Origin of the sequence: Micromonospora sp. WMMD1128, assembly GCF_027497235.1 — a bacterium.
Taxonomy (GTDB): domain Bacteria; phylum Actinomycetota; class Actinomycetes; order Mycobacteriales; family Micromonosporaceae; genus Micromonospora.
On sequence record NZ_CP114902.1, the window covers coordinates 3,025,906 to 3,051,108 of the forward strand.

Annotated in this window: 22 protein-coding genes; 15 read left to right on the forward strand and 7 right to left on the reverse strand. The window is 72.2% G+C overall.

Annotated elements, in window-relative coordinates; all coding sequences use genetic code 11:
• Positions 1-8: 8 nt before the first annotated feature.
• From O7602_RS13940 to O7602_RS13950, 3 genes are read right to left on the reverse strand one after another with little or no spacing between them, the layout of a single operon-like run.
• Positions 9-1,565 carry a lysine 5,6-aminomutase subunit alpha gene (locus O7602_RS13940; RefSeq protein WP_281589445.1) on the reverse strand — a complete coding sequence of 519 codons (1,557 nt, stop codon included), beginning with the start codon at positions 1,563-1,565 and terminating at the stop codon, positions 9-11.
• Positions 1,562-3,133, reverse strand: coding sequence for an amidohydrolase family protein (locus O7602_RS13945; protein WP_281589447.1), 1,572 nt, complete (start codon positions 3,131-3,133; stop codon positions 1,562-1,564). Before O7602_RS13945 ends, O7602_RS13940 begins: the two co-directional genes overlap by 4 nt.
• Before the next feature lie 4 nt (positions 3,134-3,137).
• On the reverse strand, positions 3,138-4,187 hold the full coding sequence (locus O7602_RS13950) for a zinc-binding alcohol dehydrogenase (protein ID WP_281590292.1): 1,050 nt from the start codon (positions 4,185-4,187) through the stop codon (positions 3,138-3,140).
• 173 nt (positions 4,188-4,360) lie between these two features.
• Between O7602_RS13950 and O7602_RS13955 the strand changes: the two genes are divergently transcribed.
• The gene (locus tag O7602_RS13955) at positions 4,361-5,749 is read left to right on the forward strand and encodes a lysine 2,3-aminomutase (protein WP_281590294.1); all 1,389 of its coding nucleotides are present in this window, start codon (positions 4,361-4,363) and stop codon (positions 5,747-5,749) included.
• A gap of 114 nt (positions 5,750-5,863) precedes the next feature.
• Here the strand turns inward: O7602_RS13955 and O7602_RS13960 are convergent, their stop codons facing one another.
• Positions 5,864-6,058 carry a CsbD family protein gene (locus tag O7602_RS13960; RefSeq protein WP_281589449.1) on the reverse strand — a complete coding sequence of 65 codons (195 nt, stop codon included), beginning with the start codon at positions 6,056-6,058 and terminating at the stop codon, positions 5,864-5,866.
• Between the two features lie 159 nt (positions 6,059-6,217).
• On the opposite strand from O7602_RS13960, the gene O7602_RS13965 reads away from it, so the two are divergent.
• Complete coding sequence (locus O7602_RS13965) at positions 6,218-6,829, forward strand: histidine phosphatase family protein (RefSeq protein WP_281589451.1); 612 nt, start codon at positions 6,218-6,220, stop codon at positions 6,827-6,829.
• Here O7602_RS13965 and O7602_RS13970 read toward each other — a convergent pair.
• Genes O7602_RS13970 through O7602_RS13980 form a run of 3 tightly spaced genes read right to left on the reverse strand, consistent with a single transcriptional unit; the run spans position 6,762 to position 8,692 of the window.
• Positions 6,762-7,265 (reverse strand): Lrp/AsnC family transcriptional regulator, encoded by a 504-nt coding sequence (locus tag O7602_RS13970; RefSeq protein ID WP_281589453.1) that lies wholly within the window; start codon positions 7,263-7,265, stop codon positions 6,762-6,764. The two genes, O7602_RS13965 and O7602_RS13970, sit on opposite strands and share 68 nt — an antisense overlap.
• Positions 7,266-7,324: 59 nt before the next feature.
• Entirely contained in the window at positions 7,325-7,540 is a 216-nt protein-coding gene (locus tag O7602_RS13975; protein ID WP_281589455.1) for a DUF433 domain-containing protein, read from the reverse strand.
• Positions 7,541-7,549: 9 nt separating this feature from the next.
• Positions 7,550-8,692, reverse strand: coding sequence for an acyl-CoA dehydrogenase family protein (locus O7602_RS13980; RefSeq protein ID WP_281589457.1), 1,143 nt, complete (start codon positions 8,690-8,692; stop codon positions 7,550-7,552).
• A 248-nt stretch (positions 8,693-8,940) separates the two neighbouring features.
• On the opposite strand from O7602_RS13980, the gene O7602_RS13985 reads away from it, so the two are divergent.
• From O7602_RS13985 to O7602_RS14045, 13 genes are all read left to right on the forward strand, one after another.
• Entirely contained in the window at positions 8,941-9,411 is a 471-nt protein-coding gene (locus O7602_RS13985) for a hypothetical protein (RefSeq protein WP_281590296.1), read from the forward strand.
• The gene (locus O7602_RS13990; protein ID WP_281589459.1) at positions 9,411-10,874 is read left to right on the forward strand and encodes a hypothetical protein; all 1,464 of its coding nucleotides are present in this window, start codon (positions 9,411-9,413) and stop codon (positions 10,872-10,874) included. Before O7602_RS13985 ends, O7602_RS13990 begins: the two co-directional genes overlap by 1 nt.
• A complete protein-coding gene (locus tag O7602_RS13995; RefSeq protein ID WP_281589461.1) occupies positions 10,871-12,187 on the forward strand; it encodes a VWA domain-containing protein in 1,317 nt (438 codons plus the stop codon). The genes O7602_RS13990 and O7602_RS13995 overlap by 4 nt, the downstream gene beginning before the upstream one ends.
• Before the next feature lie 13 nt (positions 12,188-12,200).
• Complete coding sequence (locus O7602_RS14000) at positions 12,201-13,313, forward strand: AAA family ATPase (RefSeq protein ID WP_281589462.1); 1,113 nt, start codon at positions 12,201-12,203, stop codon at positions 13,311-13,313.
• The gene (locus O7602_RS14005) at positions 13,310-16,156 is read left to right on the forward strand and encodes a DUF5682 family protein (RefSeq protein WP_281589464.1); all 2,847 of its coding nucleotides are present in this window, start codon (positions 13,310-13,312) and stop codon (positions 16,154-16,156) included. The genes O7602_RS14000 and O7602_RS14005 overlap by 4 nt, the downstream gene beginning before the upstream one ends.
• Positions 16,157-16,281: 125 nt before the next feature.
• Positions 16,282-16,662, forward strand: coding sequence for a YccF domain-containing protein (locus O7602_RS14010; protein ID WP_281590298.1), 381 nt, complete (start codon positions 16,282-16,284; stop codon positions 16,660-16,662).
• A gap of 495 nt (positions 16,663-17,157) precedes the next feature.
• On the forward strand, positions 17,158-17,880 hold the full coding sequence (locus tag O7602_RS14015; RefSeq protein WP_281590300.1) for an FkbM family methyltransferase: 723 nt from the start codon (positions 17,158-17,160) through the stop codon (positions 17,878-17,880).
• Between the two features lie 225 nt (positions 17,881-18,105).
• Complete coding sequence (locus O7602_RS14020; RefSeq protein WP_281589466.1) at positions 18,106-19,107, forward strand: LacI family DNA-binding transcriptional regulator; 1,002 nt, start codon at positions 18,106-18,108, stop codon at positions 19,105-19,107.
• A 121-nt stretch (positions 19,108-19,228) separates the two neighbouring features.
• Positions 19,229-20,908 carry an ABC transporter substrate-binding protein gene (locus tag O7602_RS14025; RefSeq protein ID WP_281589467.1) on the forward strand — a complete coding sequence of 560 codons (1,680 nt, stop codon included), beginning with the start codon at positions 19,229-19,231 and terminating at the stop codon, positions 20,906-20,908.
• 86 nt (positions 20,909-20,994) lie between these two features.
• Positions 20,995-22,119 carry an ABC transporter ATP-binding protein gene (locus O7602_RS14030; protein WP_281589469.1) on the forward strand — a complete coding sequence of 375 codons (1,125 nt, stop codon included), beginning with the start codon at positions 20,995-20,997 and terminating at the stop codon, positions 22,117-22,119.
• A complete protein-coding gene (locus O7602_RS14035; protein ID WP_281589471.1) occupies positions 22,116-23,093 on the forward strand; it encodes an ABC transporter permease in 978 nt (325 codons plus the stop codon). Before O7602_RS14030 ends, O7602_RS14035 begins: the two co-directional genes overlap by 4 nt.
• A 3-nt stretch (positions 23,094-23,096) precedes the next feature.
• Entirely contained in the window at positions 23,097-24,131 is a 1,035-nt protein-coding gene (locus tag O7602_RS14040) for an ABC transporter permease (protein ID WP_281589473.1), read from the forward strand.
• A 55-nt stretch (positions 24,132-24,186) separates the two neighbouring features.
• The gene (locus tag O7602_RS14045; RefSeq protein WP_281589475.1) at positions 24,187-25,194 is read left to right on the forward strand and encodes an ABC transporter ATP-binding protein; all 1,008 of its coding nucleotides are present in this window, start codon (positions 24,187-24,189) and stop codon (positions 25,192-25,194) included.
• The last annotated feature ends 9 nt before the right edge of the window (positions 25,195-25,203 follow it).

The window sequence follows — 25,203 nt, forward strand, 5'->3', positions numbered from 1 at the left end:
GCGTTCGCTCATGCCGGCTGCTCCAGCATCTCTGTGGCCGGGTTGTAGTAGCCGGTCTCGTGCTTCGCGACACCGTCGATGCCCTTGCCCCGGTCCGCGGGCCGCTTCATGATCCCGAACGTGCCCTCGGCGATCGCCGTCAACAACGACTGCCCACCGATACGCTCCAACAACTCCACCGCCTCACCCAGCACCCGGTTCGCCCGCTGCTGGATGAACCCACCCGCCGCCGGCGCGAAATCCTCGTGCAGATTGCCCGCCGCGCCCAACACGTACCGCACGTTCTGCAACGCGACGTCCCGGTCCGACAACCACGGCGTCACCACCGCCTCCGTCATCATCCCCACCAGCAGGATCCCCTGCCCCGTCATGGCGCCCACCAGGTTGAAGAACCCGTCGAGCAGATTCCCCCGGAACACGTCACCGGTCATGTGCTTCGTCGGCGGCATCCACTTCAACGGCGCGTCCGGGAACAACTCCCGCGCCAACAACGCGTGCGCCAACTCCAACCGGAACGACTCCGGCACATCCGGGTTGATCTCGAACGCGTGCCCCAACCCCAACAACCGGTCCGGCAACCCCGCCTCGTGCGCGAAGAACTCGTTCAACAACTGCGACACCGTCACCGTGTGCGCCTCGTCCACCGCGTCCGCGGTGGTCAGATAGTTGTCCTCACCGGTGTTGATGATGATCCCCGCCCGCGCGTGCACCTGCCGGGAGAACCGCTGGTCCACGAACGTCCGGATCGGGTTGATGTCCCGGAACAGGATCCCGTACATCGAATCGTTGAGCATCATGTCCAGCCGCTCCAGGCCGGCCAGCGTCGCCATCTCCGGCATGCACAACCCCGACGCGTAGTTCGTCAACCGCACGTACCGGCCCAACTCCTTCGACGACTCGTCCAACGCCGCCCGCATCAACCGGAAGTTCTCCTGCGTCGCATACGTCCCGGCGAACCCCTCCCGGGTCGCCCCCTCCGGCACGTAGTCCAACAACGACTGCCCCGTCGACCGGATCACCGCGATCACGTCCGCGCCCGCCCGCGCCGCCGCCTGCGCCTGCGGAATGTCCTCGTAGATGTCCCCCGTCGCCACGATCAAATAGATCCACGGCCGCTGCTTCGGATCCCCGAACCGCTTCACCAGGCGGTCCCGCTCCGCCCGCCGCCGATCCACCTGCCGGATCCCCGCCGCCACCGCCCGCCGTGACGCCCGCCGCGCCGCCGTCGCCGCCTTCCCCGACGGCCGGTCGAAACGCACCGACCCGGCCGCCGCCTTCTGCGCCAGCAACGTCACATCCGTGACACCCTCCCGCGCGAGCGCGTCGAACACCGGCAACGCCACCCCGTGCCCCAACCCCACGTCCGCCACCACCGCGTCGACGAGACGGTTCACCCACGGAATACCGTCCGGGTCCGCGCCGGACACCCCCGCCAACCGCAGCACCGCCCGCTCCACCGACACCGTGGTGTGACTCCGCGCCAGATCCACCACCGGCTGCCCCGCCCGGCGCGCCAACTCCCGCGCCCGCGCCACAAGCGCCGGATCCAACCCAAGCTTGCTCACGAACTGCCTTCCTGATAGATCACGTCACCGCGCAACACCGTGGCCCGGCACACCGGCAACGGCGTCGGATCCGCCGGCCCCCGCAACTCCGGGTCCTCCGCCAACACCACCGGCAGCCCCCGCTCCACCCCGGCCGGGGTGTCCCACACCGCGAACGTCGCCGGCGCACCCAACGCCAACACACCCTCGTTGTCCAGGTGCACCGCCCGCCACCCGCCGCGCGTGTGCGCCGCGAACGCCGCCCGCACACTCATCCGCTGCGACGGGTTGTGATGCGCCGCCGCCGCCCGCACCGACCCCCACGGATCCACCGGCGTCACCGGCGAATCCGACCCGAACGCCAACGCCACCCCCACCCCGTGCATCGCGCCCATCGGATTCGACTCCAACGACCGGGCCAACCCCAACCGCGACTCGTACATCCGCCCCGAACCACCCCACAACCGGTCGAACGCCGGCTGCATCGACGCCACGATCCCGTACTCCACGAAACCGGCGATCAACCGCTTGCTCATGATCTCCGCGTGCTCCACCCGATGCCGGGCCGCCCGCACCCGCTCCGTGCCCAACGTCGCCGCCGCCTGCGCGAACCCCGCCAACACCGTGCCGATCGCCGCGTCCCCGATCGCGTGGAACCCGCCCTGCATCCCGTGCGCCGCACAATCAAGCAAATGGTCACGCACCTGCTCCGCCGACACGTACCCGTGCCCGCACGCCCCCGACTCCCCGTCCAGGTACGCCGCCGACACGTGCGCCGTCCGCGACCCCAACGCCCCGTCCGCGAACAGATCCCCACCGGCGCCCACCGCACCCAGATCCCGGGCCCGCGCCGCACCCAGCAGCTCACCCCAGTACCCGTACACCTCCGGCACCCCGTCCCCGGACACCGCCAACAGCCCGGTGAAGTCCTCCTCGTCGGAAATGTCCGGACCACCGCACTCGTGCACCGCCGCGATCCCCAACGACGCCGCATGCGCCAACGCCCGACGCTGCGCCGCCACCCGCTGCGCCCGCGTCACCGACCCGAACGCCGCCGCCCGCACCACATGGTGCGCGTCACGCCGCAACCACCCCGACCCGTCGAACCCGGCCGCCCCCGCCGCCTCCGGACACGCCGCCAGCAACGACGCCGACACCAACGCCGAATGGATCGACGCCTGCGACAGATACACCCGGCGGCCCCCCGCCGCCCGATCCACCGCCGCCGCGTCCGGCAACACCGGATCCACCCACGACGACTCGTCCCACCCGTGCCCCAGCACCACCGCGTCACCCGGCAACCCGCCCGCGAACGCCGACACCGCCGCCAACAACTCACCGGCCGACCGCACCGCCGACAGATCCAGCCCCGACAACGCCAGCCCCGTGTCCGTGGCGTGCACATGCGCGTCCACGAACGCCGGCGTCACCAACGCCCCGGCCAACTCCACCACCCGATCGGCCGGCGGCGCGTCCGCGTCCGCACCCAACCAGGCGATCCGCCCGTCCCGCACCAGCAGCGCCGTCGCGCTCGGCTCGGCCGGACAGTGCAGCACTCCACCGCGGTACAGCGTCGAGGGGTTCGTCATGGCCTCAGTCTGCCGCCAGCCGCGCCTCGAACAGACCACGCACCCCCGGCTCGGCCCGCAACAACTCCAACGCCAGCTCCGCGTGCCCCGGCACGAACCCGTTCCCCACCAGCATCGTCACGTCCGCCGCCAGGCCCTCCGCGCCCAACGCCGCCGCCGCGAAACTCGTCGCCATCGAGAAGAAGACCACCGTGCCGCCGTCCGCCGTGGCCAGCACCGCGCCGTGCTCACACCCCGGCACGTCCACGCACACCACCGTCACGTCCGCCGGCACACCCAGCGCCGTGGTCACCGCCGTCGACAACCCCACCGGATCCCGGGCGTCCGCGAGGGCCACCGCGTCGGCCAACCCGGCCCGCTCCAGCGCATCCCGCTCCGCCGCCACCGGCACCACCCCGACCGTACGACCCGCACCGGCCCGCCGCGCCGCCGCGAGAGACAGCGACCCGCTCTTGCCGGCCCCACCGATCACCGCCACCGCCACCGGACGCGGATCACCCTCCCGGCCACGCCGCGCCACCTGCTCGGCCACCACCCGCGCCGTCAACGCCGGCGCCCCACACACGTCCAGCACCGCGAGGGACAACTCCGGATGCAGATCGTCCGGCAACACCGCGGCGATCGACCGCGCGAACAGGATCGCGTAGCCGTCGCACGGCACCTGCTCACTGCGCCCGTCCCACCGGGCCAGCCCGTCGAGGATCATCAGCGGCGTCAACGTCAACGACACGAGCGTCGCCACCCGGTCCCCCGGCCGCAGTCCCAGCGGGGAGCGGCGACCCGCCTCCTCCACGACGCCGATCAACATGCCGCCCGAACCGGTCACCGGGTTCTGCATCTTCCCCCGGGTCGAGATGATCTCCAGCACCTCGGCGCGGACCTTCTCCCCGTCCCCGCCGTGCTTCTCCGCCAGCTGCCGGAAACTCGCCGCGTCCAGGTTCAGCCGCTGCACCCGGATCCGCACCTCGTTCGCCGCGACAGCGGGATCGGCGTCCAAGCGCCAGGCCGCCTGCGGCAGCACCCCCGCAGGTTCCACGACTCGGTGCAGACCCACCGGTGACGTCACGCCGACCCCCTATGTCCAGCCGCCCGAAACCCCGGCCAGGGTTCGCGTCGCGGGAAAACTTACGGCAGACTAATTTCTAGACCGCAGATTTTCCAGTAGCCTTCGCAAGGTTGATCTACCCGCACCACTGACGAGGAGGGGCCGTGACACAGACCCAACCGGTGGAAACCATCCCGACGCCCCGCTCCACGCCGGTCGCCGTCCCCGCCGCCGGACAGCCCTACGAATACCGGCGCGCCCCCCTGGTCGAACCCGATTGGACCCGCTTCCCCGGCTGGCGCCACGTCACCCGCGAGCAATGGGAGAACGCCCAGTGGCAGCGGGTCAACTGCGTCAAGAACATCAAGCAGCTGCGCACCGTGCTCGGTGACCTCGTGGACGAAAGCTTCTACGCCGACCTCGAGGCCGACCAGAAGGCCCTGGCCACCATGTCCATGCTGGTGCCACCACAAATGATCAACACGATGGTGCCGTTCGCGCCCATGACCACCGAGGCGCTGCTCGCCGACCCGATCCGCCGCTACATGATCCCGGTCGCCTCCGACCGCCGCACCGACTGGCCCTCGCACCCCTACGCCAGCCGCGACAGCCTCCACGAACACGACATGTGGGTCGCCGAGGGCCTCACCCACCGCTACCCCACCAAGGTCCTCGCCGAACTGCTCTCCACCTGCCCGCAGTACTGCGGCCACTGCACCCGTATGGACCTCGTCGGCAACTCCACCCCCGCCGTCGACAAGCTCAAGCTCACCCTCAAACCGGTCGACAGGTACGACGCCCACATCACCTACCTCAAGGCCCACCCCGGCGTCCGCGACGTGGTCGTCTCCGGCGGCGACGTCGCCAACGTGCCCTGGCGCAACCTCGAGTCCTACCTCATGCGCCTGCTGGAGATCGAGACCATCCGCGACATCCGGCTCGCCACCAAGGCCCTCATGGGCCTGCCCCAGCACTGGCTCCAACCCGACGTCGTCGAGGGCCTCGAACGCGTCGCCCGCACCGCCGCCCGCCGCGGCGTCAACCTCGCCATCCACACCCACGTCAACCACGCCCAGTCGCTGACCCCGCTGGTCGCCAAGGCCACCCAGACCGCCCTCGACGTCGGCGTACGCGACGTCCGCAACCAGGGCGTGCTCATGCGCGGCGTCAACGCCACCAGCGCCGACCTGCTCGACCTCTGCTTCGCGCTCCAGGGCGAGGCGGGCATCCTGCCGTACTACTTCTACATGTGCGACATGATCCCCAACGCCGAACACTGGCGGGTCCCGGTCTGGCACGCCCAGCAGCTCCAGCACGACATCATGGGCTACCTGCCCGGCTACGCCACCCCGCGCATCGTCTGCGACGTCCCGTTCGTCGGCAAGCGCTGGGTGCACATGCTCACCGACTACGACCGCGAGCACGGCATCTCCTACTGGACCAAGAACTACCGCACCTCGATCGAGTCGGCCGACCTGGAAGCGCTCAACAAGCGCTACGCCTACTACGACCCGATCGACACCCTGCCCGACGCCGGCCAGTCCTGGTGGCACACCCACCGCGACGACTGATCGCCACGCCAGCCGTCGCCCCCGCAGGCCGAGCCGGCCGCGGGGGCGACGCCGTTCCCGCCCCGGAGACACGTCGGTGGGCCACCGGATCTCGGTGGCCCACCGATCGCACGCTCACTTCTCGAACGCGTCCTTCACGTCGCGACCGGCCTGCTTGACGTTCTCCCCGGCCTGCTTGGCGCGCGCCGTGCTCTGCTCGCTGGCGCCCTCGGCCCGCAACCGCTCGTTGTCGGTGGCGTCACCGATGCGCTCCTTCGCCATGCCGGTCATCTCCTGGGCCTTGTTCTTCGCCTTGTCGGTGAAGCTCATCTCGCCCTCCTCGTCTGGGCTGCCCGTTGCGCTTGTCGCGTCCCCGGTCTGGGCGTGGGCAAACGCGGTGCGGGTGGGCACACCCGGTAGAGCGTCCTAGGATAATAGGTTGAAGGTGGACGCCGAGCGGCCCCGTCCGGGGCATGCTTGACTGGGGCGGTGAATGAGATCCTGCTGGTCCGGCACGGCGAGACCACCTGGAGCGCCAGCCACCGGCACACCTCGTACACCGACCTGGAGCTGACCCCCGACGGCGAACGACAGGCCCGCGCGCTCGCCCCCCTGCTCGCGGGCCGACGCTTCGTACGCGTGCTGTCCAGCCCACGGCAGCGCGCCACCCGCACCGCGCTCCTGGCCGGGCTCACCGTCGACGCCACCGACCCCGACCTGGCCGAGTGGAACTACGGCGAGTACGAGGGCCGCACCACCGCCGCCATCACCGAGGAACGACCGGGCTGGACGATCTGGACCGACGGCGGCCCCGACGGCGAGTCACCGGACCAGGTCGGCGCACGCCTCGACCGGGTCCTCGACCGGATCGCCCCGCTGCTGGAACACGGCAACGTCGCGCTCGTCGGGCACGGGCACAGCCTGCGGGTGCTCGGGGCACGCTGGATCGGGCTGCCGCCGGCGGCCGGCGGGCTGCTGCGGCTGGACACCGCCACGCTCAGCGTGCTCGGTCACGAACACGGCCGGCGGGTCGTCAAGCGCTGGAACCTGCCGGCTCCGACGCCGACCGGGAACGGACCCGACCAGGCAGCTCGGCACTGATCCGCGGCGGCCGGTGCTCATAGGGTGTGGAGAGCACGACAGTGGTGCGGGTGGTGACGTTCGCGGAGGTGCGGATCTCCTGCAGCAGCCGCTCCAGGTCGGCCGGGCCGGCCACCCGCACGAGCAGGAGATAGAAGTCCTCCCCCGCGACCGAGTAGCAGGAATCGATCTCCGGCAGGTGCGCCAGCCGCTCCGGCGCGTCGTCGGGCTGCGACGGATCGAACGGCCGGATCGCCACGAACGCCGTCAGCGGCAGGTCCAGCGCCTCGAACGACACCCGCGCGGCGTACCCCTTGAGCACGCCGCGTTGCTCCAGCCGGCGGACCCGCTGGTGCACGGCGGACACGGACAGGCCCACCCGCTCGGCCAGGTCCGTGTACGACAGGCGGCCGTCCCCGGTCAACGCCGCCACGATCGCGCGGTCGATCTCCTCCACGCGCTGAAACCTACCGGAGACAGCGCTCCCACGCCGTCCCCGCCCCGCCGTGGTGACGCTCAGCGCGCCGCGCGGTCGCGGACCGCGTCCGCGGCGTAGTTCAACACCTCCGCCAGGTCCTCCTCGTCGAGGAACGGCAGATCGGTGAGGATGTCCGTGACGGACATGCCCTCGGCCATCATGGCCAGCAGCGTGGCCACCGGGACGCGCGACTGCCGCACGCACGGCGCGCCACCCATGACGTCGGGGTCGACGGTGATCCGGGGGAAGGTCACCGCGACAGGTTAGCCCTTGGCCAGGGCGCGGGAGATCACCAGGCGCTGGATCTGGTTGGTGCCCTCGACGATCTGGAGCACCTTCGCCTCGCGCATGTACCGCTCGACCGGATGGTCGGCGACGTAGCCGGCGCCGCCGAGCACCTGCACCGCGTCGGTGGTCACCCGCATGGCCAGGTCGGTGGCGAACAGCTTCGCCTTCGCCGCCTCGATCGAGTACGGCCGGCCGGCGTCGCGCAGCCGCGCGGCGGCGAGCATGAGCGCGCGGGCGGCCGAGATGCCGGTGGCGTGGTCGGCCAGGTTGAACCCCAGCCCCTGGAAGTCGATGATCGCGCGGCCGAACTGCCGGCGCTCCCGGGCGTAGCCGACCGCGTAGTCGAGCGCCGCCTGCGCCAGACCCACCGCGCAGGCGGCGATGCCGAGACGCCCGGAGTCCAGCGCGGACATCGCGATGGCGAAACCGGCGCCCTCGCCGCCGATCAGCCGCTCCGCCGGCACCCGGGCGTCGTCGAAGGCGATCTGGGCCACCGGGGAGGCGTGCAGGCCCATGGTGCGCTCGGCGGCCTGCGGGTGGATGCCGGGCGTGTCCCGGTCGGCCAGCAGGCAGGAGATGCCCTTCGCGCCGGGCCCGCCGGTGCGGCAGAAGATGTCGTAGAAGTCGGCGACCCGGGCGTGGGTGATCCACGCCTTGGTGCCGGTCACCACGTAGTCGTCGCCGTCGCGGACCGCCCGGGTGGTGAGCGACGCCGCGTCCGACCCGCCCTGCGGCTCGGAGAGGCAGTACGCCCCGAGCAACTCCCCACCGATCAGGTCGGGCAGCCGCTTGCGCTGCTCGTCGGTGCCGAACGCGGCCAGCGGGTGGCAGGACAGCGTGTGCACGCTGACGGCCTCGGCCACGGCCAGCCAGCGGCTGGCGAGGATCTCCAGCACCTGGAGGTAGACCTCGTACGGCTGGGCGGCGCCGCCGTGCTCCTCGGCGTACGGCAGCCCGAGCAGGCCGGCCCGGCCCAGGATGCGCAGCACGTCGCGGGGGAACTCGCCGCGCTGCTCGAAGTCGGCGGCCCGTCCGGCCAACTCCCGGTCGGCGAGCTCGGTGGCGAGGTCCAGCAGGTCGTGGGCCTCGTCGGTGGGCAGGATCCGGTCGACGTCCATGGCGGGTTGAGCTCCGTGGGGTAAGTGAGCCGGTGCGGCATCCGTGGTGTGGACCCCTGAAGCTTAACGTTCGTTTGGTCGAGGTGGTGCACGCGCGCTCCTGTCGTACCCGTGATCCATGATCCTTGTCGTCACAGCGGCACGGATCACGGGCCGGCGACGGCGGTCCGGCGTGCCCGGCGCCGGCCGCCGGCGGGGAGGTCGGGACAATGACGGAGGCCCAGGACGCCTCGTGGCGACGGCGGAGCGTGCTGCGGGTGGCGCCACCCGCGCGGGCCCGCAAGCTCGCCAAGGTGCCCTTCGTGGAGCTGGCCGACGGGCGGCTGCAGGGGGTGGTGTCGAGCGGCTCCGACGTGGAGCGGGTCTACGTCTCCTCGGTGACCGCAGGCAGCCACGCGGTCAACTGCAGCACCAACAACAACCGGCCCTGCGGCGGCCTGCGCGGCAGTATGCTCTGCAAACACCTGCACGCGCTCGCCGACGAGGCCGTGCTCCAGTACGGCGTCGAGCAGGTCGCCGGCTACCTGCGCGTCGACGTCGGCGACGGCGTCTCCGGCGGCGCCGAGCTGCTGGCCCGCACCGACGCGCGGCACGAACCCGGCCCGGCGGCGGTGGTGTTCAGCCGGTTCCTGCGCCACCTGGCCTACCTGGAGGTCCCGCCGAGCGGCGCGCCCGTGCCCGAACTGCACTGGTTCCCGGCCACGGCGGGGGTGCGCTGATGCTCGCCGCGCACCTCACCCAACTCGACGACGGCCTGCCACCCGGGATGGCCGAGGCCCTCACCGTGGTCGACGGCGTCGACGACACGCTCACCCGCGGCCTGGCCCGCCCCGGCGAGCCGGACGCCGCCGCATGGGCCGCGCTGGCCGCCGCGGTCGGCGGCACCCCGCTGGCCGAACCCGCCGCCGAGGCGGTCCGCGCGGCGACCACCGGCGCGCTCACCGACGCGCACCTGGCCGTACTCGCCGGCGCCCGCGCCGCGCTGCTCGGCGCCGCGCACGACGCCCTGCTGAACCGGCTCGACGAGGCGCTGCACCGCTCCCGCTCCCCGTGGGCCGCCGCCCCGCCCGACTCCGCCGCCGGCTCCCGGTCGGACGCCGAGCCGTCCGGATCCTCGTCGGACACCGAGCCGTCCGGGTCGCCGCCGGACGACTCCCCCGGGCGGGCCGGGGCGCGCGCCTGGCTGCACGAACTGGCGCTCGCCGGATGGCGCGGCGCCGACCACGAGCTGCTCTCCGGCGTCGCCGCGCCGGTGGAGGCCGCGCTCGCCGTGCCGGCGCTGCGCCGCCTCGCGGTGCTGCTCGACGGTCTCGCCGCCGAGCTGCGCACGGGCACGGCGGCCGACCCGGCGCGGGTGCCCGCCCGCCGCTGGGCCGACCTGTGGGCCCGGGCCGTGCTGCTCGCCGCCGGCGCCGCCGACGAGACCGCGCCGCCGGAGCCGGTCTCCGGCCGGCTGCTGCCGCTCGGCGTCGACCTGCACGAGCACGACACCGCCTTCCAGGCCCAGGTGCACGCCGTGTTCGAACCGGCCGGCGGCGGCACCGTCCGGCTGGTCCGGGTCAGCGTGGCCGCGGCGAAGGTCGCCACCATCGTCGGCCCGGCCGGCTGGCGGCTGCTGGAGGCGTACCCGGTGCTGCTCAAGGCCCTGGCCGAACGACGGAGCGTGACCGTCACCGACATGCCCGCGCACGGCGGCGACCTGCGCTGGGTCGACGAACGCGCCGCGCTCGGCGACCCGGCCGACCCGTTCGCCACGGCCCGGGTGCTGCTCGCCGACGCCACCGCCGCCGCGACCCCGCCGCTGCAACGCCACCCCGCCGCGATCGCCGAGCCGGTCCTGGCCGAGGGCCGGGTCACCCGCGACGGCGACGGCGCCCTGCTCGTCGACCTCGGCGGCCGGGCGATCCCGCTGGCGACCGACCGGCTGCCCGCGGCCGGGCCGCTCACCCCGGCCCTGCTCGCCACCACCACCGCCTGCCTCGGCCTGCTGCGCTGGGACGACGGCCGCTGGCTGCTGCAACCCCTCGCGGTCCGGGCCACCGTCAAGAAGCAGACCGTCGAGGCGCACAACGGCGACTGGGCGTGCGGCGTCACCGACGCCAAGGTCGCCAAGGCCGAGGCCAGGGCCGGCGACGCCGTGGCCGTGCTGCGCGAACGCGCCGGAAGGTTGCTGCGCCGATGACCGCCGACCACGCCAACCGCCGCCAGGTGCTCTACTGGCGGCTGCTCGCCCGCCTGTTCCACCCCGACGAGCAGCCCACGCTCGAGTCCGCGAGCGTCGCCGTGGTCGACGACCTCGGCCTGCCGCCCGCGCTGCTCGACCCGGCCGTCTCGGTGGACACCGTCGTCCAGCGCTTCCCGGCGCTCGCCGACGAGCTGCGCGGCCTGCTCACCGCCGACGACACCCCGGGCGGCACCGGGCCGTTCCAGCCGGGCGAGACCGAGGTACGCCGGGCCGCGCTCGCCGCCAAACTGCTGCTCAACGTGTTCGCCACCGGCGCCGGCGAGGTCAGCGCCGGGCAGCTCGCCCGCTGGCAGGCCGACGCCGGCTGGTTCGAGCAGGCGTGCGGCGTCCCGCCCGGCGAGTTGCGCCGCGACGGCACCGGCCTGGGCGCCACGCTCGCCGGCCTGGAGGGCGACCTGGTCCGCCGGATGCGCCTGCGGGAGGTCCTCGCCGACCCGGTGCTCGCCGCCCGGCTGACCCCGAGCATGTCCCTGATCGAGCAGCTCCTGCGCGACAAGTCGAACCTGTCCGGGGTGGCGCTGGCGAACGCCAAGTCGCTGATCCGCCGCTACGTCGACCAGGTCGCCGAGGTGCTGCGCACCCAGGTGGCGCAGGCCACCGTCGGCGCCGTCGACAGGTCGGTGCCGCCCAAGCGGGTCTTCCGCAACCTCGACCTGGACCGCACCATCTGGCAGAACCTGACCAACTGGAGCCCGGAGGACGAACGCCTCTACGTCGACCGGCTCTATTACCGGCAGACCGCCCGCCGCACCACCCCGGCCCGGCTCATCGTGGTCGTCGACCAGTCCGGCTCGATGGTCGACTCCATGGTCAACTGCACCATCCTCGCGTCCATCTTCGCCGGCCTGCCCAAGGTCGACGTGCACCTGATCGCCTACGACACCCGGGCGCTGGACCTCACCCCGTGGGTGCACGACCCGTTCGAGGTGCTGCTGCGCACCAACCTCGGCGGCGGCAACGACGGCCCGGTCGCCATGGCCCTGGCCCGCCCCAAAATCGTCGAGCCGCGAAACACCGTGCTGGTCTGGATCTCCGACTTCTACGAGTTCGACCGCTCCCAACCGCTGTTCGACGGCATCGAGGCGGTGCACCGCTCCGGGGTGAAGTTCATCCCCGTCGGCTCCGTCAACAGCTCCGGCCACCAGAGCGTCAACCCCTGGTTCCGGCAACGCTTCAAGGACCTCGGCACGCCCGTCATCTCCGGCCACATCCGCAAGCTCGTCACCGAGCTGAAGAACTTCCTCACCTAGGAGAGCACCCCTGATGTCCGACATGCTCCGCGCCCCCGCCGAGGTCAAGTACGCCGACGAGCTGGCCTGGCTCGAATCGGTCGACACCGGGCCGAAGCCGTTCTCCTGGCGCCTCAGCCCCCGCATGGTCCGCCTGTTCATCCTCGGCTCCGAACGCGCCGACGGCCTCGACCGGGAGATCCCGCAGAAGTGGTTCGGCGACCGCAGCTTCGTCGAACGCAGCATCGTCACGCTCGCCTCCGACCGGGGCCTGCTGCTCATCGGTGACCCCGGCACCGGCAAGAGCTGGCTCGCCGAGCTGCTCTCCGCCGCGATCTGCCGCAACTCCACCCTGGTCGTGCAGGGCACCGCCGGCACCACCGAGGACCACATCAAATACTCCTGGAACGTCTCCATGGTCATCGCCCGCGGCCAGTCCCGCGAGTCGATGATCCCCTCGCCGATCATGAACGCGATGGAACAGGGCGTCATCGGCCGCTTCGAGGAGCTGACCCGCTCCACGAGCGACGTGCAGGACGCGCTCATCTCGATCCTGTCCGAGAAATACGTCTCCATCCCCGAGCTGGACCATGACAACATCGTCTTCGCCCAGCCCGGCTTCTCGATCATCGCCACCGCCAACAGCCGCGACCGGGGCGTCAACGACCTCTCCTCCGCGCTCAAGCGCCGGTTCAACTTCGTCCGCATCCCGGTCGTCACCAACAAGCGCAGCGAGGCGGAGATCGTCCGCTTCCGCACCGGGGAACTGCTGCGCCGGCACCGCATCGAGCTGGAGGTCCCCCCGACCCTGCTCGACATCCTGTTGCAGAGCTTCGCCGACCTGCGCGCCGCCGCGTCCGCCGCCACCAGCGACGACGAGAAGCTCGAGTCGGCGCTGTCCACCGCCGAGCAGATCGGCGTGCTGGAGGACGCCGTCCTGCACAGCCAGTTCTTCGGCGACCGCACCCTGCGCGCCCAGACCCTCGCCGGCTCCCTCGTCGGCTCGCTGGCCCGCCGCAGCCCGGAAGACCTCGCCATCCTCAACAAATACCTGCACGGCGTCGTCGAACCCCGCGCCAAGGCCGACGGCGGCGACTGGGACGGCTTCCTCGACGGCGGCCGCCAGGCGATCGCGTCCCTGTCATGACCGCGCCCGCCCCCACCGGCCTGTTCGGCGCGCTGCGCGACCAGCTCACCGACGCCGCCGCCGCGTTCGCCGACTCCCCCGACGCGCTCGCCGACATCCTCGCCGGCATGGTCGACGACGTCGACCGGGCCCTGCGCGAACGGTTGGAGATCTTCCCGGTCTGCCACCACTCCCCCGCGTCCGCGCTGGCCATGGCCCGCCGGCTGCGCGCCCGCCCACCCAAGGTCATCTACCTCGAGCTCTGCGAGGACCTGCGGCCCCTCCTCGACGAGCTGCGCAACTGCCGCCTGCCGGTGGCCGTCCAGGCGTTCGCCACCGAACTCGACGGCTTCCCCGTCGAGTGGAGCCCACTGAGCGTCATCGCCCCGATCACCGAAGCCTCCGCGGAATACCAGGCCATCGCGTACGCCCTGGACACCCCCGGCGTGGAGCTGGTCCTCGTGGACCGCTCCACCGACCACGTCTACCAGTGGACCCCCCGCGCGGACGGCCCCGACGCCGCCCCGACGTCCGACGAGGACGCCGCGCTGCACGGCGAGGCGATCGGCGTGGAGATCGGCGACCTGCGCCCCCGGTTCGCCGAGCTGGAGGCGCACCTGCTGCACCACGGCAAGGTCCGGCACTGGTCGGAATGGTGGGAGCAGTACGTCGAACGACCCCTCGCCGACGCCGACCACGACACCTACCGGCAGGTCATGGTGCTCATCGGCAGCCTGTTCCGGCGGCTGCGCCCGACCCGGGCCGCCCACGACGACCGCGACGAGGACCGCGAACGCCACATGTGGACCCGGATGCGCCAACACCTCGCCGCCACCGGCGCCGACCCGAACGACTGCCTCTACGTGTGCGGCGCCTACCACGCCGCCAGCCACGTCGAGCAGTTCGGCCTCGACGCCACCGCGCCGGACTTCCCGATCAGCCCCCGCACCGGCACCCGCTGGCGCTACGGTCTCATCCCGTCCAGCCACTCGGCCATCGAGGCGCAGTTCGGGCTCGCCCCCGGCACCGTCTCCATCGCCGCCGCCAACTGGGCCACCGCGCTCGGCCGCAGCAAGCTCACGCCCTACCGGCTGACCGGGCAACCAAGCGGGAAGAAGGGCCGGCGGACCCGCGCGAGCACCGCGCCCGCCACGCCCGAGGCCACCGCCGACCGCCTCACCGGCTTCCTCGCCGCGCCACCCGCGCTCGACGACCTCGACGAGGCGCAGCTGCGCGGCTGGTGCGTCGACATCGTCCGGCTCGCCCGCCGCAACGGCTACCTGGCCAGCACCGCCGACGCGATCGCCGTGTTCGAGACCTCGATCCTGCTGGCCAACCTGCGCAACCGGGCCCGACCCACACCGTACGACTTCGCCGACGCCGCGGTCACCTGCATCGAGAAGGACGTGGTGCCCGGGCGGCGCGACGTCCGCCGGCTCTGCGAGATCCTGCTCGGCGGCGACCGGATCGGCCAGGTCGGATACGACTCCCTGCCGCCGCTGGCCCGCGACGTCCTCGACCGGCTCCAGCCGCTCGGCCTCGACCTGCAGCGGCGCACCGTGCAGCGGGCACTGCTCGACCTGCGTGCGGACCCGGCGCTGGCGCCCTGCTCCGACCTGCTCTGGATGCTGCGGCACCTGCTGCCCGCCGACGCGGTCCGCCCGATCATGGGGGAGCACCGCCTCGGTCACCGCTCCACCCAGGAGAGCTGGGACCTCGCCCTCGGCCGCAACCAGCGCGCCCTGATCGAGCTGGGCTACGAGGGTGTCACCGTCGAGCAGGTGCTGGAGCAACGACTCCGCCGGGCCGTCCGCGGCCCGGACGCCACCGCCGCCCGCGCGCTCGCCGCCGTCGAGGACGCCATCCGCCTGCTCGGCAGCCCCCGCCTGGTCGACGAACTCGGCACGCGGGCGGTGGAGCTGCTCGCCGCCGAACGCACCGTCGACGACGCCCCGGAGGTGCTGCGCCGCATCCGCCGGTTGCTCGCCCATCACCGCACCACCGCGCCGGCGCTGCCCGCCTGGTGCCGGGCGTTCGTCACCACCGGCTACGCCCACTACTGCACCCTGCTGCCCACCGCGTTCGTCGACGAGGCCACCGGCGTACGGCAGGTCGGCGCGATGCTCGGCTTCCTGTTCAGCATGGAGAGCCTCGCGTTGTCGCTGGGCTGCGACCGGTCCCAGCTCGAACTGGCCGTCGCCCAGGCCCACCCCGAGGCGCCGGCCAAGCTGGCGCTGCTCTGGGCCGCCCGCCACCAGCTCGGCCTGCTGCCCCTGGCGCGCCTGCGCGAGCGCTGCGCCGAGCTGCTGGCCAACCCGCTCGTGGTGCCGGCGTTCCCGCAGTACCTGTCCGGCTTCGTGCACGCGCTCGACCCGGTGCCCGGGCTCGCGCCGTTCGTGGTCGAGACCATGTCCGCCGCGTTCGCCGGGCTGCCCGACCCGGTGCTGCTGCCCTGGCTGCCCACCCTGATCACCACGCTCCGCGAGCACGGTCCCGAGTTGGTACCGCTGCTGGTCCGCGAGGCGGAACGCACCTTCCCCGCCACGCTGCCCGCGCTCGACGGCTGGACCCCGCCGTGGGCCGCCGACCCGGGCGCGCCCGCCGCACCGACGCCGACCGTCCAGGCGGGGCCGGCGCACGACCTGCTGACCGCCCACCCGGAGGCGGTCGACGCGATCGCCGCGCTGCTCGGCTGCGACGCACCGTGGCGTTCCCCCACCGACGCGGCCCAGATGTCCGGCGGCGCTGGCGGGGCCCCGGTGGCGGGCGCCGCGGCGGCGCTGCTCACCGCGCATCCGGCCACCGCGCACGCCGTGGCGGCCCTGGTGACCACGCCGGACCGCACCGCGGTCGGCACGGGGTGACCGGCGTCCGCACGAGAGCTTCGAGGACCTCGACGTCGCCGACGTGGCGGGCGTCAGGTCCGAAGCCCGGCGTGGATCAGCACCAGCTCGGCGGGGTGGTTGCGGGCGGCGGGCACCATGGGGTGGTGATCCGCTTCCTGCTGAACCTGCTGTGGCTCGTCTTCGGTGGCGGCCTCGTCCTCGCCCTCGGCTACGGCGTGGCCGCCCTGATCTGCTTCGTCCTGGTCGTCACCATCCCGTTCGGCGTCGCCTCGCTGCGCCTCGCCTCGTACGCGCTGTGGCCGTTCGGGCGCACGATCGTGCCCAAGCCGGGCGCCGGCGTGCCCTCCGGCCTGGCGAACGTGCTCTGGGTGCTGCTGGCCGGCTGGTGGCTGGCCCTGTCGCACATCCTCGCCGGGGTGGCGCTGTGCGTGACGATCATCGGCATCCCGTTCGGGGTGGCCAACTTCAAGCTGGTCCCGGCGGCGCTCTGGCCGCTGGGCCAGGAAGTCGTCGAAACCCCCTGAGTTCATGATCCGGGGCGACGTCTGGTTGCCCCGCTCTCGCCTCGGCGTGGCGCACCGACGCCATGTCCCTGAGGTGGCGGCATCCCCCTTCCCTTGATCGACTCCACCTCGGCGAGGTGGTGGTATCCGGCGGCGTGATCGACTCCACCTCGGCGAAGTGGTGATATCCCGACGCGGTGATGCCACCACTTCGGCGGACTGGAGTCGATCAAGGACGCGTTCTCGCTCAATGGGAGGACCTTCCACGTCCGGAACGGACCCGCGTTGCCCGGTTTTTGGCCTTTGCGGCATCTCGAACGACCGGGTCACCTGCCACGAAATGTCCCTGGAGGGAACTCCGGCGAGCCGGAGTACCACCGCTCGGGCGTCCTAGGAGGATGGGGTGGTGGGCGGACGGAAACGCGTCGACCCGCACCCGACGATCAGGGGCGGGCTACGGTCGGTGGTGTGGAAGATCGCAACGAGGTGATCGCGGCGCTCAAGGCCGATCCGGCGATGTCGGGCCTGCGCCGGTCGCTGGAGTTCTACCACGGTGATCCGGCGCGGGAGGCGGCGCTCGACGCGTTCTACGCTTCCCTGGTCGGCGCCGGTGACCTGGTCTTCGACGTCGGCGCGCACGTCGGCGACCGGCTGGACAGCTTCCGCCGCCTCGGCGCCCGGGTGGTCGCCGTGGAGCCGCAGCCGCTCTGCGCCCGGGCGCTGCGGGCCCTGCACGCCGGCGACGGCGCGGTGACGGTGGTGGAGGCGGCCTGCGGGCGGGCCGCCGGACCGGTGCGGCTGCACGTGAACTCCGCCAACCCGACCGTCTCCACCGCCTCCCGGAGTTTCGTCCGCGCCGCCGATCGGGCCGCCGGCTGGGAGGGCGAGACGTGGGACGGCGAGATCGAGGTGGCCGGCACCACGCTTGACGCGCTCGTCGCCGCTCACGGCGTCCCGGCGTTCGTGAAGGTGGACGTGGAGGGCTTCGAGGACGCCGTGCTGGCCGGGTTGAGCCGTCCGGTGCCGGCGTTGTCGTTCGAGTTCACCACCATCGCCCGCGACCTGGCCGAACGCTGCCTGGATCGGCTCACCGCGCTCGGCTTCACCGGGTTCGCCGTGGCGCTCGGCGACGAGATGGCGTTCGCCCCGCCGGGCTGGCGGTCGGCCGCCGAGGTGGCGGCGTACCTGCGCGCGCTGCCGCACGAGGCCAACTCGGGCGACGTGTACGCGCGGATCTGACCTCGGTCCACTTCGGACAGCATCTTCGGCACCACATCGACCCTGCTCACCGCCCTGATCGGCACATCCGCTGCCCGACCGCTTTTTTCAGGCGTCGAACTTAGCCGTGTTTCGTTACCTGGCCGTTATTGACGTGACCGGCGCCACTTCGGTTGACTGCCACGGAACCGCTACCGCAACCGGTTCCGAAACACCCCCCTCATCCCCGCGACCCGGGAGCGTCACGTGCCGATCACCATCGCCGACGTCGCCACCCGCGCCGGGGTGAGCAAGACGACCGTGTCCCGGGTGCTCAACGGCAAGGGCGAGGTGCACATCCGCACCGCCGACCGGGTCCGCGCCGTCATCAGCGACCTCGGGTACGTGCCCAGCGCCCGCGCGGTCGGCCTGGCCCGCGGGCGTACCCGGGTGGTGGGCATGCTGGTGCCGGCGCTGACCTGGCCCTGGATGGGCGAGGTGCTCCAGGGCGCGGTGGACGCGGTCGAGGCCGCCGGCTACGGCATGCTGCTGTTCACCTGCACCCACGGCGACGAGTCGATGCGGCGGTTCGCCTCCCAGGTCTCGGCCAAGTCCTTCGACGGCCTGCTCGTGGTCGAACCGGAGGGCACGCTCGACTACATCACCGGGCTGCACCGGCGCGGCCTGCCGGTCATCCTCATCGACGACCGCGGCCACCAGCCCGGCTTCCCCTCGGTGCGCACCACGAACGAAGCCGGGGCCCGGGCCGCCGCCGTGCACCTGCTGGCGCTCGGACGCCGCCGGCCGCTCGTCGTCACCGGCCTGCGCCGCTTCGGCTGCACCCGGGAACGGCTCGCCGGCTTCGCCCACGCCTACGCCGAAGCCGGCGTACCCGTGGAGGCGATCCGGGTGGTGGAGGGCGACTTCACCTTCGAGTGCGGGCGCGCGGCGGTGCGGCGGCTGCTCGCCGACGACGCGCCGTTCGACGCCGTCTTCGCGCACAACGACCTCTCCGCCGCCGGCGCGCTCCAGGCGCTGCGCGACGCCGGCCGGCGCGTCCCGGAGGACGTGGCGGTGGTCGGCTTCGACGACCTGCCGCTGGCCGGGCACACCCACCCGCCGCTCAGCTCGGTGCACCAGCCCATGCGGGAGATGGGCGCCGCCGCCGCCCGGCTCCTCATCGCCCACCTCACCGGCACGCCGCTACCCGACGCCCCGACCGTCATCCCGACCCGCTTCGCCGCCCGCGCCTCCACCGGCGTCACCTGACCCCGATACCGCCGAACCCGGCGACCACGCCGGCGGGCACCCGCCCGCCGGTGGCACCACCGCACACCCTTCATCCACCACATCCCGCCCGAGACACGCGGGACCACCGAGGGAGACCTCCATGAGAAGAAGGCAACTCCTCGCCGTCGCGCTCGCCGGCGCGATGGTCACCACCACGGTCGCCGCCTGCGGCGACAGCCCCAACGCGGAGAAGAAGAACGGCCAGGCCGCGACCGTGCTGAACGTCGGCATGCCCAACGGTCCGCAGGCCGAGAACAACAACCCGTTCCTCACCACCTCGGCCGCGGCGTCGCTCGGCTACCGCTGGCAGATCTACGAGCCGCTGATGATGTGGAACCCGGTCAAGCCGGCCGAGCCGTTCAAGCCGTGGCTGGCCACCAAGGCCGAGTGGTCGGCGGACTACAAGTCGGTCAAGGTGACCGTCCGGGACGACGCCACCTGGTCCGACGGGCAGAAGGTCACCGCCGAGGACGTGGCGTTCACCTACAACCTGGTGAAGAAGTTCCCGGCGCTCAACGACCAGGGGGTGCCGTACACCGACGCGACCGCGAGCGGCAACGACGTCACGATCACCATGTCCAGCCCGCAGTTCGTCAACCAGCAGAAGGTGCTGTGGCGGGTGCCGATCGTGCCCAAGCACCTCTGGGAGAAGATCGCCGACCCGACCACCGACCCGGTGAAGCAGCCGGTCGGCAGTGGCCCCTACACGCTCAAGTCGTTCACGCCGGCCACCACCACGCTCACCGTGCGCGACAGCGGCTACTGGCAGGACGCGCCGAAGGTGAAGGAACTGCGCTTCACCTCGTACACCGACAACAGCGCGCAGACCACGGCGCTCGCGAACGGCGAGTCGGAGTGGAGCTTCGTCTTCATCCCCAACTACCAGACCGTGTTCGTGGCCAAGGACGAGAAGAACCACAAGGTGTGGGCGCCGGCGGTGCTTGGTATCCACGGCCTCTACCTGAACACCACGAAGAAGCCGTTCGACGACCCGACGCTGCGCAAGGCGATGAACATGGTCGTCGACCGGGCGGACATCTTCACCACCGCCGAGGCCGCCTACTTCCACCCCGAGGTCAAGAGCGTCACCGGCCTGCCCAGCCCGGCCGGTGACTCGTTCATCGCGCCGGAGTACCAGGGGCAGGAGCACAAGGTCGACGTTGAGGGCGCCAAGACGCTGCTCACCGGCGCCGGCTACAAGCTCGACGGCACCACGCTCAAGGACAAGACCGGCAAGCCGGTCACGATCAAGCTGACCGACCCGGCCGGCTGGTCCGACTACCAGACCAGCCTGGAGATCGTGAAGGACAACCTGTCGAAGATCGGCATCGCGGCGACCATCGACAAGGCCAACCAGGACGCCTGGTTCCGCAACGTGGAGCAGGGCAACTTCGACGCCACGTTCCGGTGGACCGAGAGCGGCGCGACGCCGTACGACATCTACCGGACGATCATGGACGGTCGGGTGCTCAAGCCGATCGGCACCGCCTCCCCCGCCGGCAACTTCGGCCGCTTCGACAACAAGACGGCGACCGACGCGCTCGTCTCGTACGCCAACGCGACCGACGACGCCACCCGCACCACGGCGCTCGCCACGCTGCAGAAGATCTTCGTCGAGGAGACGCCGATGATCCCGGTCGGCGCGGACAACATCGGCGGCGCGTACAGCGCGAAGAACTGGACCGGCTGGCCGGACGACTCGAACCCGTACGGCGCGCTCCAGCCCACCCAGCCCAACGCGCTGGACGTGGTGCTGCACCTCACGCCGACCGCCGGCTGACCCGGCGTCGCCTCTCCGGCCGGCCCGCGCCGGCCGGGGAGGCGGCCCCCGTCCCTCACCCCGGCAACCCCAGACAGGAATTCGGCATGACGACGACCGAGAGCGCCCCGGCGCCGGCCGACGAGGTGGTGCTGGAGGCCGTCGGCCTGACCAAGCACTTCCCGGTCCGCCGGCGGCTGCGCGACCTCCTCTCCCGGACCCCGGCGGCGGTGCACGCCGTCGACGACGTCTCGATCGCGCTGCGCCGCGGCCGGGTGACCGCGCTGGTCGGGGAGTCCGGCTCCGGCAAGTCCACGGTGGCCCGGCTGCTGGCCCAGCTCTACCCGCGCACCGCTGGCGACATCCGGCTGCACGGCGTCTCGACCCGGGTCCGCGGCGGACGCCGGTTCCGGGCGTACGTGCGCCAAGTGCAGTTGATCCTCCAGGACCCGTTCGCCTCGCTGAACCCGGTGCACACCGTGCGCTACCACCTCACCCGGTCGCTGCGCATCCACGGCAACGCCGGGTCCGGCCCGGACGAGTTGGAGAAGGCCCTGGCCGACCTGCTCACCCGGGTCAGCCTCACCCCGCCGGAGCGCTACCTCGACGCGTTCCCGCACGAACTCTCCGGCGGCCAGCGCCAGCGCGTCGCGATCGCCCGGGCGCTCGGCGCCGACCCCGAGGTGCTGCTCGCCGACGAGCCGGTCTCCATGCTCGACGTCTCGATCCGCCTCGGCGTGCTCAACCTGCTCCAGGACCTGAAGGACCGGCTCGACCTGGCCATCCTCTACATCACCCACGACATCGCCTCGGCCCGCTACTTCGCCGACGAGACGATCGTGATGTACGCCGGGCGGATGGTCGAGGGCGGCGACAGCGAGACGGTCACCCAGCGGCCGGCCCACCCGTACACCAGGTTGTTGATCGACTCGGCGCCGGACCCGGAGCGGATCACCGGCGCGGTCACCGACGCCGACGCGGCGGGCGAGCGCGGTCACGGGGAACCGCCGAGCCTGATCCGCCCGCCCGGCGGCTGCCGGTTCCACCCGCGCTGCCCGCACGCGATGCCCCGGTGCAGCGCGGAACTGCCGCCGCCGATCCCGATCAACGACCGGCCCGGGCACTGGGCGGCCTGCTGGCTGTTCGACCCGGCCACCGCCGCGGCCGGGAAGGCCGACCCCACCGCCACGGCCGGGAGGGCCAACGCCACCGGACGGGAGGCGAGCCGATGAGGTTCCTGCTGCAACGGACGGCCTTCTACCTGTTCACCGCCTGGGCGGCGATCACCCTCAACTTCTTCATCCCGCGGATCGTGCCGGGCGACCCGGTGCAGGCGCTGATCTCCCGCAACCAGGGCCGGATCAGCGCCGACTCGATCGCGTCGCTGCGGGTGCTGTTCGGGCTGGACTCCGACCGCAACCTGTGGCAGCAGTACGTCGCCTACTGGGGCCAACTCCTGCACGGCGACCTCGGTTTGTCGTTCACGTTCTTCCCGGCGCCGGTGTCCGAGGTGATCGGGAGCAGCCTGCCGTGGACCGTCGGCCTGGTCGGTGTCACCACGATCATCAGTTTCCTGCTCGGCACCGCGCTCGGCGTGGGCGCCGGCTGGCGGCGCGGCTCGTGGGTCGACGGGCTGCTGCCGGCCACCACGTTCCTCTCCTCGATCCCCTACTTCTGGCTGGGGCTGGTGGCGATCGCGTTGTTCGCCGGGCCGGGCAGCTTCTTCCCCTCCTCCGGCGGCTACGAGCCGGGACTGGTGCCGGCGTTCGACGCCTACTTCATCCCGAGCGCGATCCAGCACAGTCTGCTGCCGGCGGCGACCATCCTGGTCTCCTCGATGAGCGGCTGGATCCTCAGCATGCGCAACATGATGGTCACCGTCGCCAGCGAGGACTACATCACCGTCGCGCACGCCAAGGGGCTCTCCGAACGGCGGGTGGCGCTGAGCTACGCCGCCCGCAACGCGCTGCTGCCGAACGTCTCCGGCTTCGCGCTGTCGCTGGGCCTCATCGTCGGCGGCACGCTGCTCGTGGAGATCGTCTTCTCCTATCCGGGTCTGGGATTCCAGCTCTTCCAGGCCGTCGGCTACAAGGACTACCCGCTCATGCAGGGCATCTTCCTGATCATCACGATCTCGGTCCTGGTGGCGAACCTGCTCGCCGACGTCGCCTACCTGCTCCTCGACCCGCGGACCCGAAAGAGCTGAGCGATGACACTTTCCCCGTCCAGCATCGACCAGGTCACCCCCGGCCAGGGGGCGGTGGCCCAACCGTCGGCCCGGCCCCGACGCCGCCGGTTCCGCTTCGTCGCCAACCCCAAGGCCGCCACCGGCCTGGCCATCCTCGGGGTGTACGCGCTGCTGGCGGTGATCGGGCCGTGGATCGCGCCGTACGACCCGGACGCGCGCGGCGCCGACGTGCTGCAGGCGCCCTCGGCCCGGCACTGGTTCGGCACCACCCACCTCGGCCAGGACATCTTCAGTCAGATCCTGGTCGGCGCGCGCAGCGTGATGGTGGTGGGGCTGATCGCCGGCGTGCTGGCCACCGTCCTGTCCATCCTGATCGGGGTGACCGCCGGCTACCTGGGCGGCGCGGCCGACGAGAGCCTGTCGGCGCTGTCCAACGTGTTCCTGGTGATCCCCGCGCTGCCGCTGATCATCATCGTGGCGTCGCTCGTCGACCAGGCCGGCGAGCTGCTGGTCGCGCTGATCATCGGGCTCACCTCGTGGGCCTGGGGCGCCCGGGTGCTGCGGGCACAGACGCTGTCGTTGCGCCGCCGCGACTACGTCGAGGCCGCCCGCGCCACCGGCGAGCGGACCTGGCGGATCATCGGCTTCGAGATCCTGCCCAACCTGACCGCGATCATCGCCTCCGGCTTCGTCGGCACGGTGATCTTCGCGGTGATGTCGGAGATCACCCTGGCGTTCATCGGCATCTCCTCGGTGTCGTCGTGGAACTGGGGCACCATCCTGTTCTGGGCGCAGGGCCAGCAGGCGCTCGCGCAGGGCGCCTGGTGGTGGTTCGTGCCGGCCGGGCTGGCCATCGCGCTGCTCGGCACCGCGCTCGCGCTGATCAACTTCGGCATCGACGAGTTCGTCAGCCCCCGGCTGCGCACCGGCGGCCGGACCCGGATCCGCACCGCCGACGGCCGCACCGTGCGGATGCGGGTGGGCTTCACCCCGGTGCTGGCCCCGAAGGCCGCCGCCGTGCCGATGCAGGACAGCCGGAAGGACGTTGAGCCGTGAGCGCGAGGAGCGCAGCGCAGCGGAGCCCCGCAGTCGCGAACGAAAGGAGGGCCCGATGAGCGACCAGGTGCTGGAGATCCGTGGGCTGTGCGTCGACTACGGTGTCGGCGCGGACGCGGTGCACGCGGTCCGTGACGTCGACCTGACGCTGCACCGGGGCGAGGTGCTCGGCCTGGCCGGGGAGAGCGGCAGCGGCAAGTCCACCCTGGCGTACGGGCTGACCCGGCTGCTGCCCCCGCCCGGCGTGGTCAGCGGCGGCCAGGTGATCTACCACCCGGTCGACGGCCCGCCGGTGGACGTGCTGACGCTCAGCCCGGCCCGGCTGCGCGAGTTCCGCTGGGCGGAGACGTCGATCGTGTTCCAGGGCGCGATGAACTCGCTCAACCCGGTGCACAAGGTCTCCACCCAGCTCCTCGACGTGATCAAGGCGCACGAGCCGGGGAGCACCGCGTCCGGCCGGCTGGCCCGCGCCAAGGATCTGCTGCGGCTGGTCGGCATCGCCGGCGACCGGCTGGACAGCTATCCGCACCAGCTCTCCGGCGGCATGCGGCAACGGGTCATGATCGCGATGGCGCTGGCGCTGGAGCCACAACTGGTCATCATGGACGAACCGACCACCGCGCTGGACGTGGTGATGCAACGGCAGATCCTCAGCCAGCTCGCCGAACTGCGCGAACGGCTCGGCTTCGCGGTGCTGTTCATCACCCACGACCTGTCGCTGCTCGTGGAGTTCTCCGACCGGATCGCCATCATGTACGGCGGTCGGATCGTCGAGGAGGCGCCCGCCGCCCGGCTGTACGCCGAGCCGCTGCACCCGTACACCGAGGGGTTGCTGCACTCGTTCCCGGCGCTGCACGGGCCGCGCCGCGAGCTGACCGGCATTCCCGGCTCCCCGCCGGACCTGCGTGCCATGCCGGCCGGTTGCGCGTTCCACCCGCGCTGCCCGAAGGCGTTCGAGCCGTGCGACGAGCGGGTGCCGGTGCTGGGGCCGCCCAGCGTCGACGATCCGACGCGGGCCGTCGCGTGCTGGCTGCACCCGGCCGTCGCACCCCTGCCCCGCTGACCCGCCCGA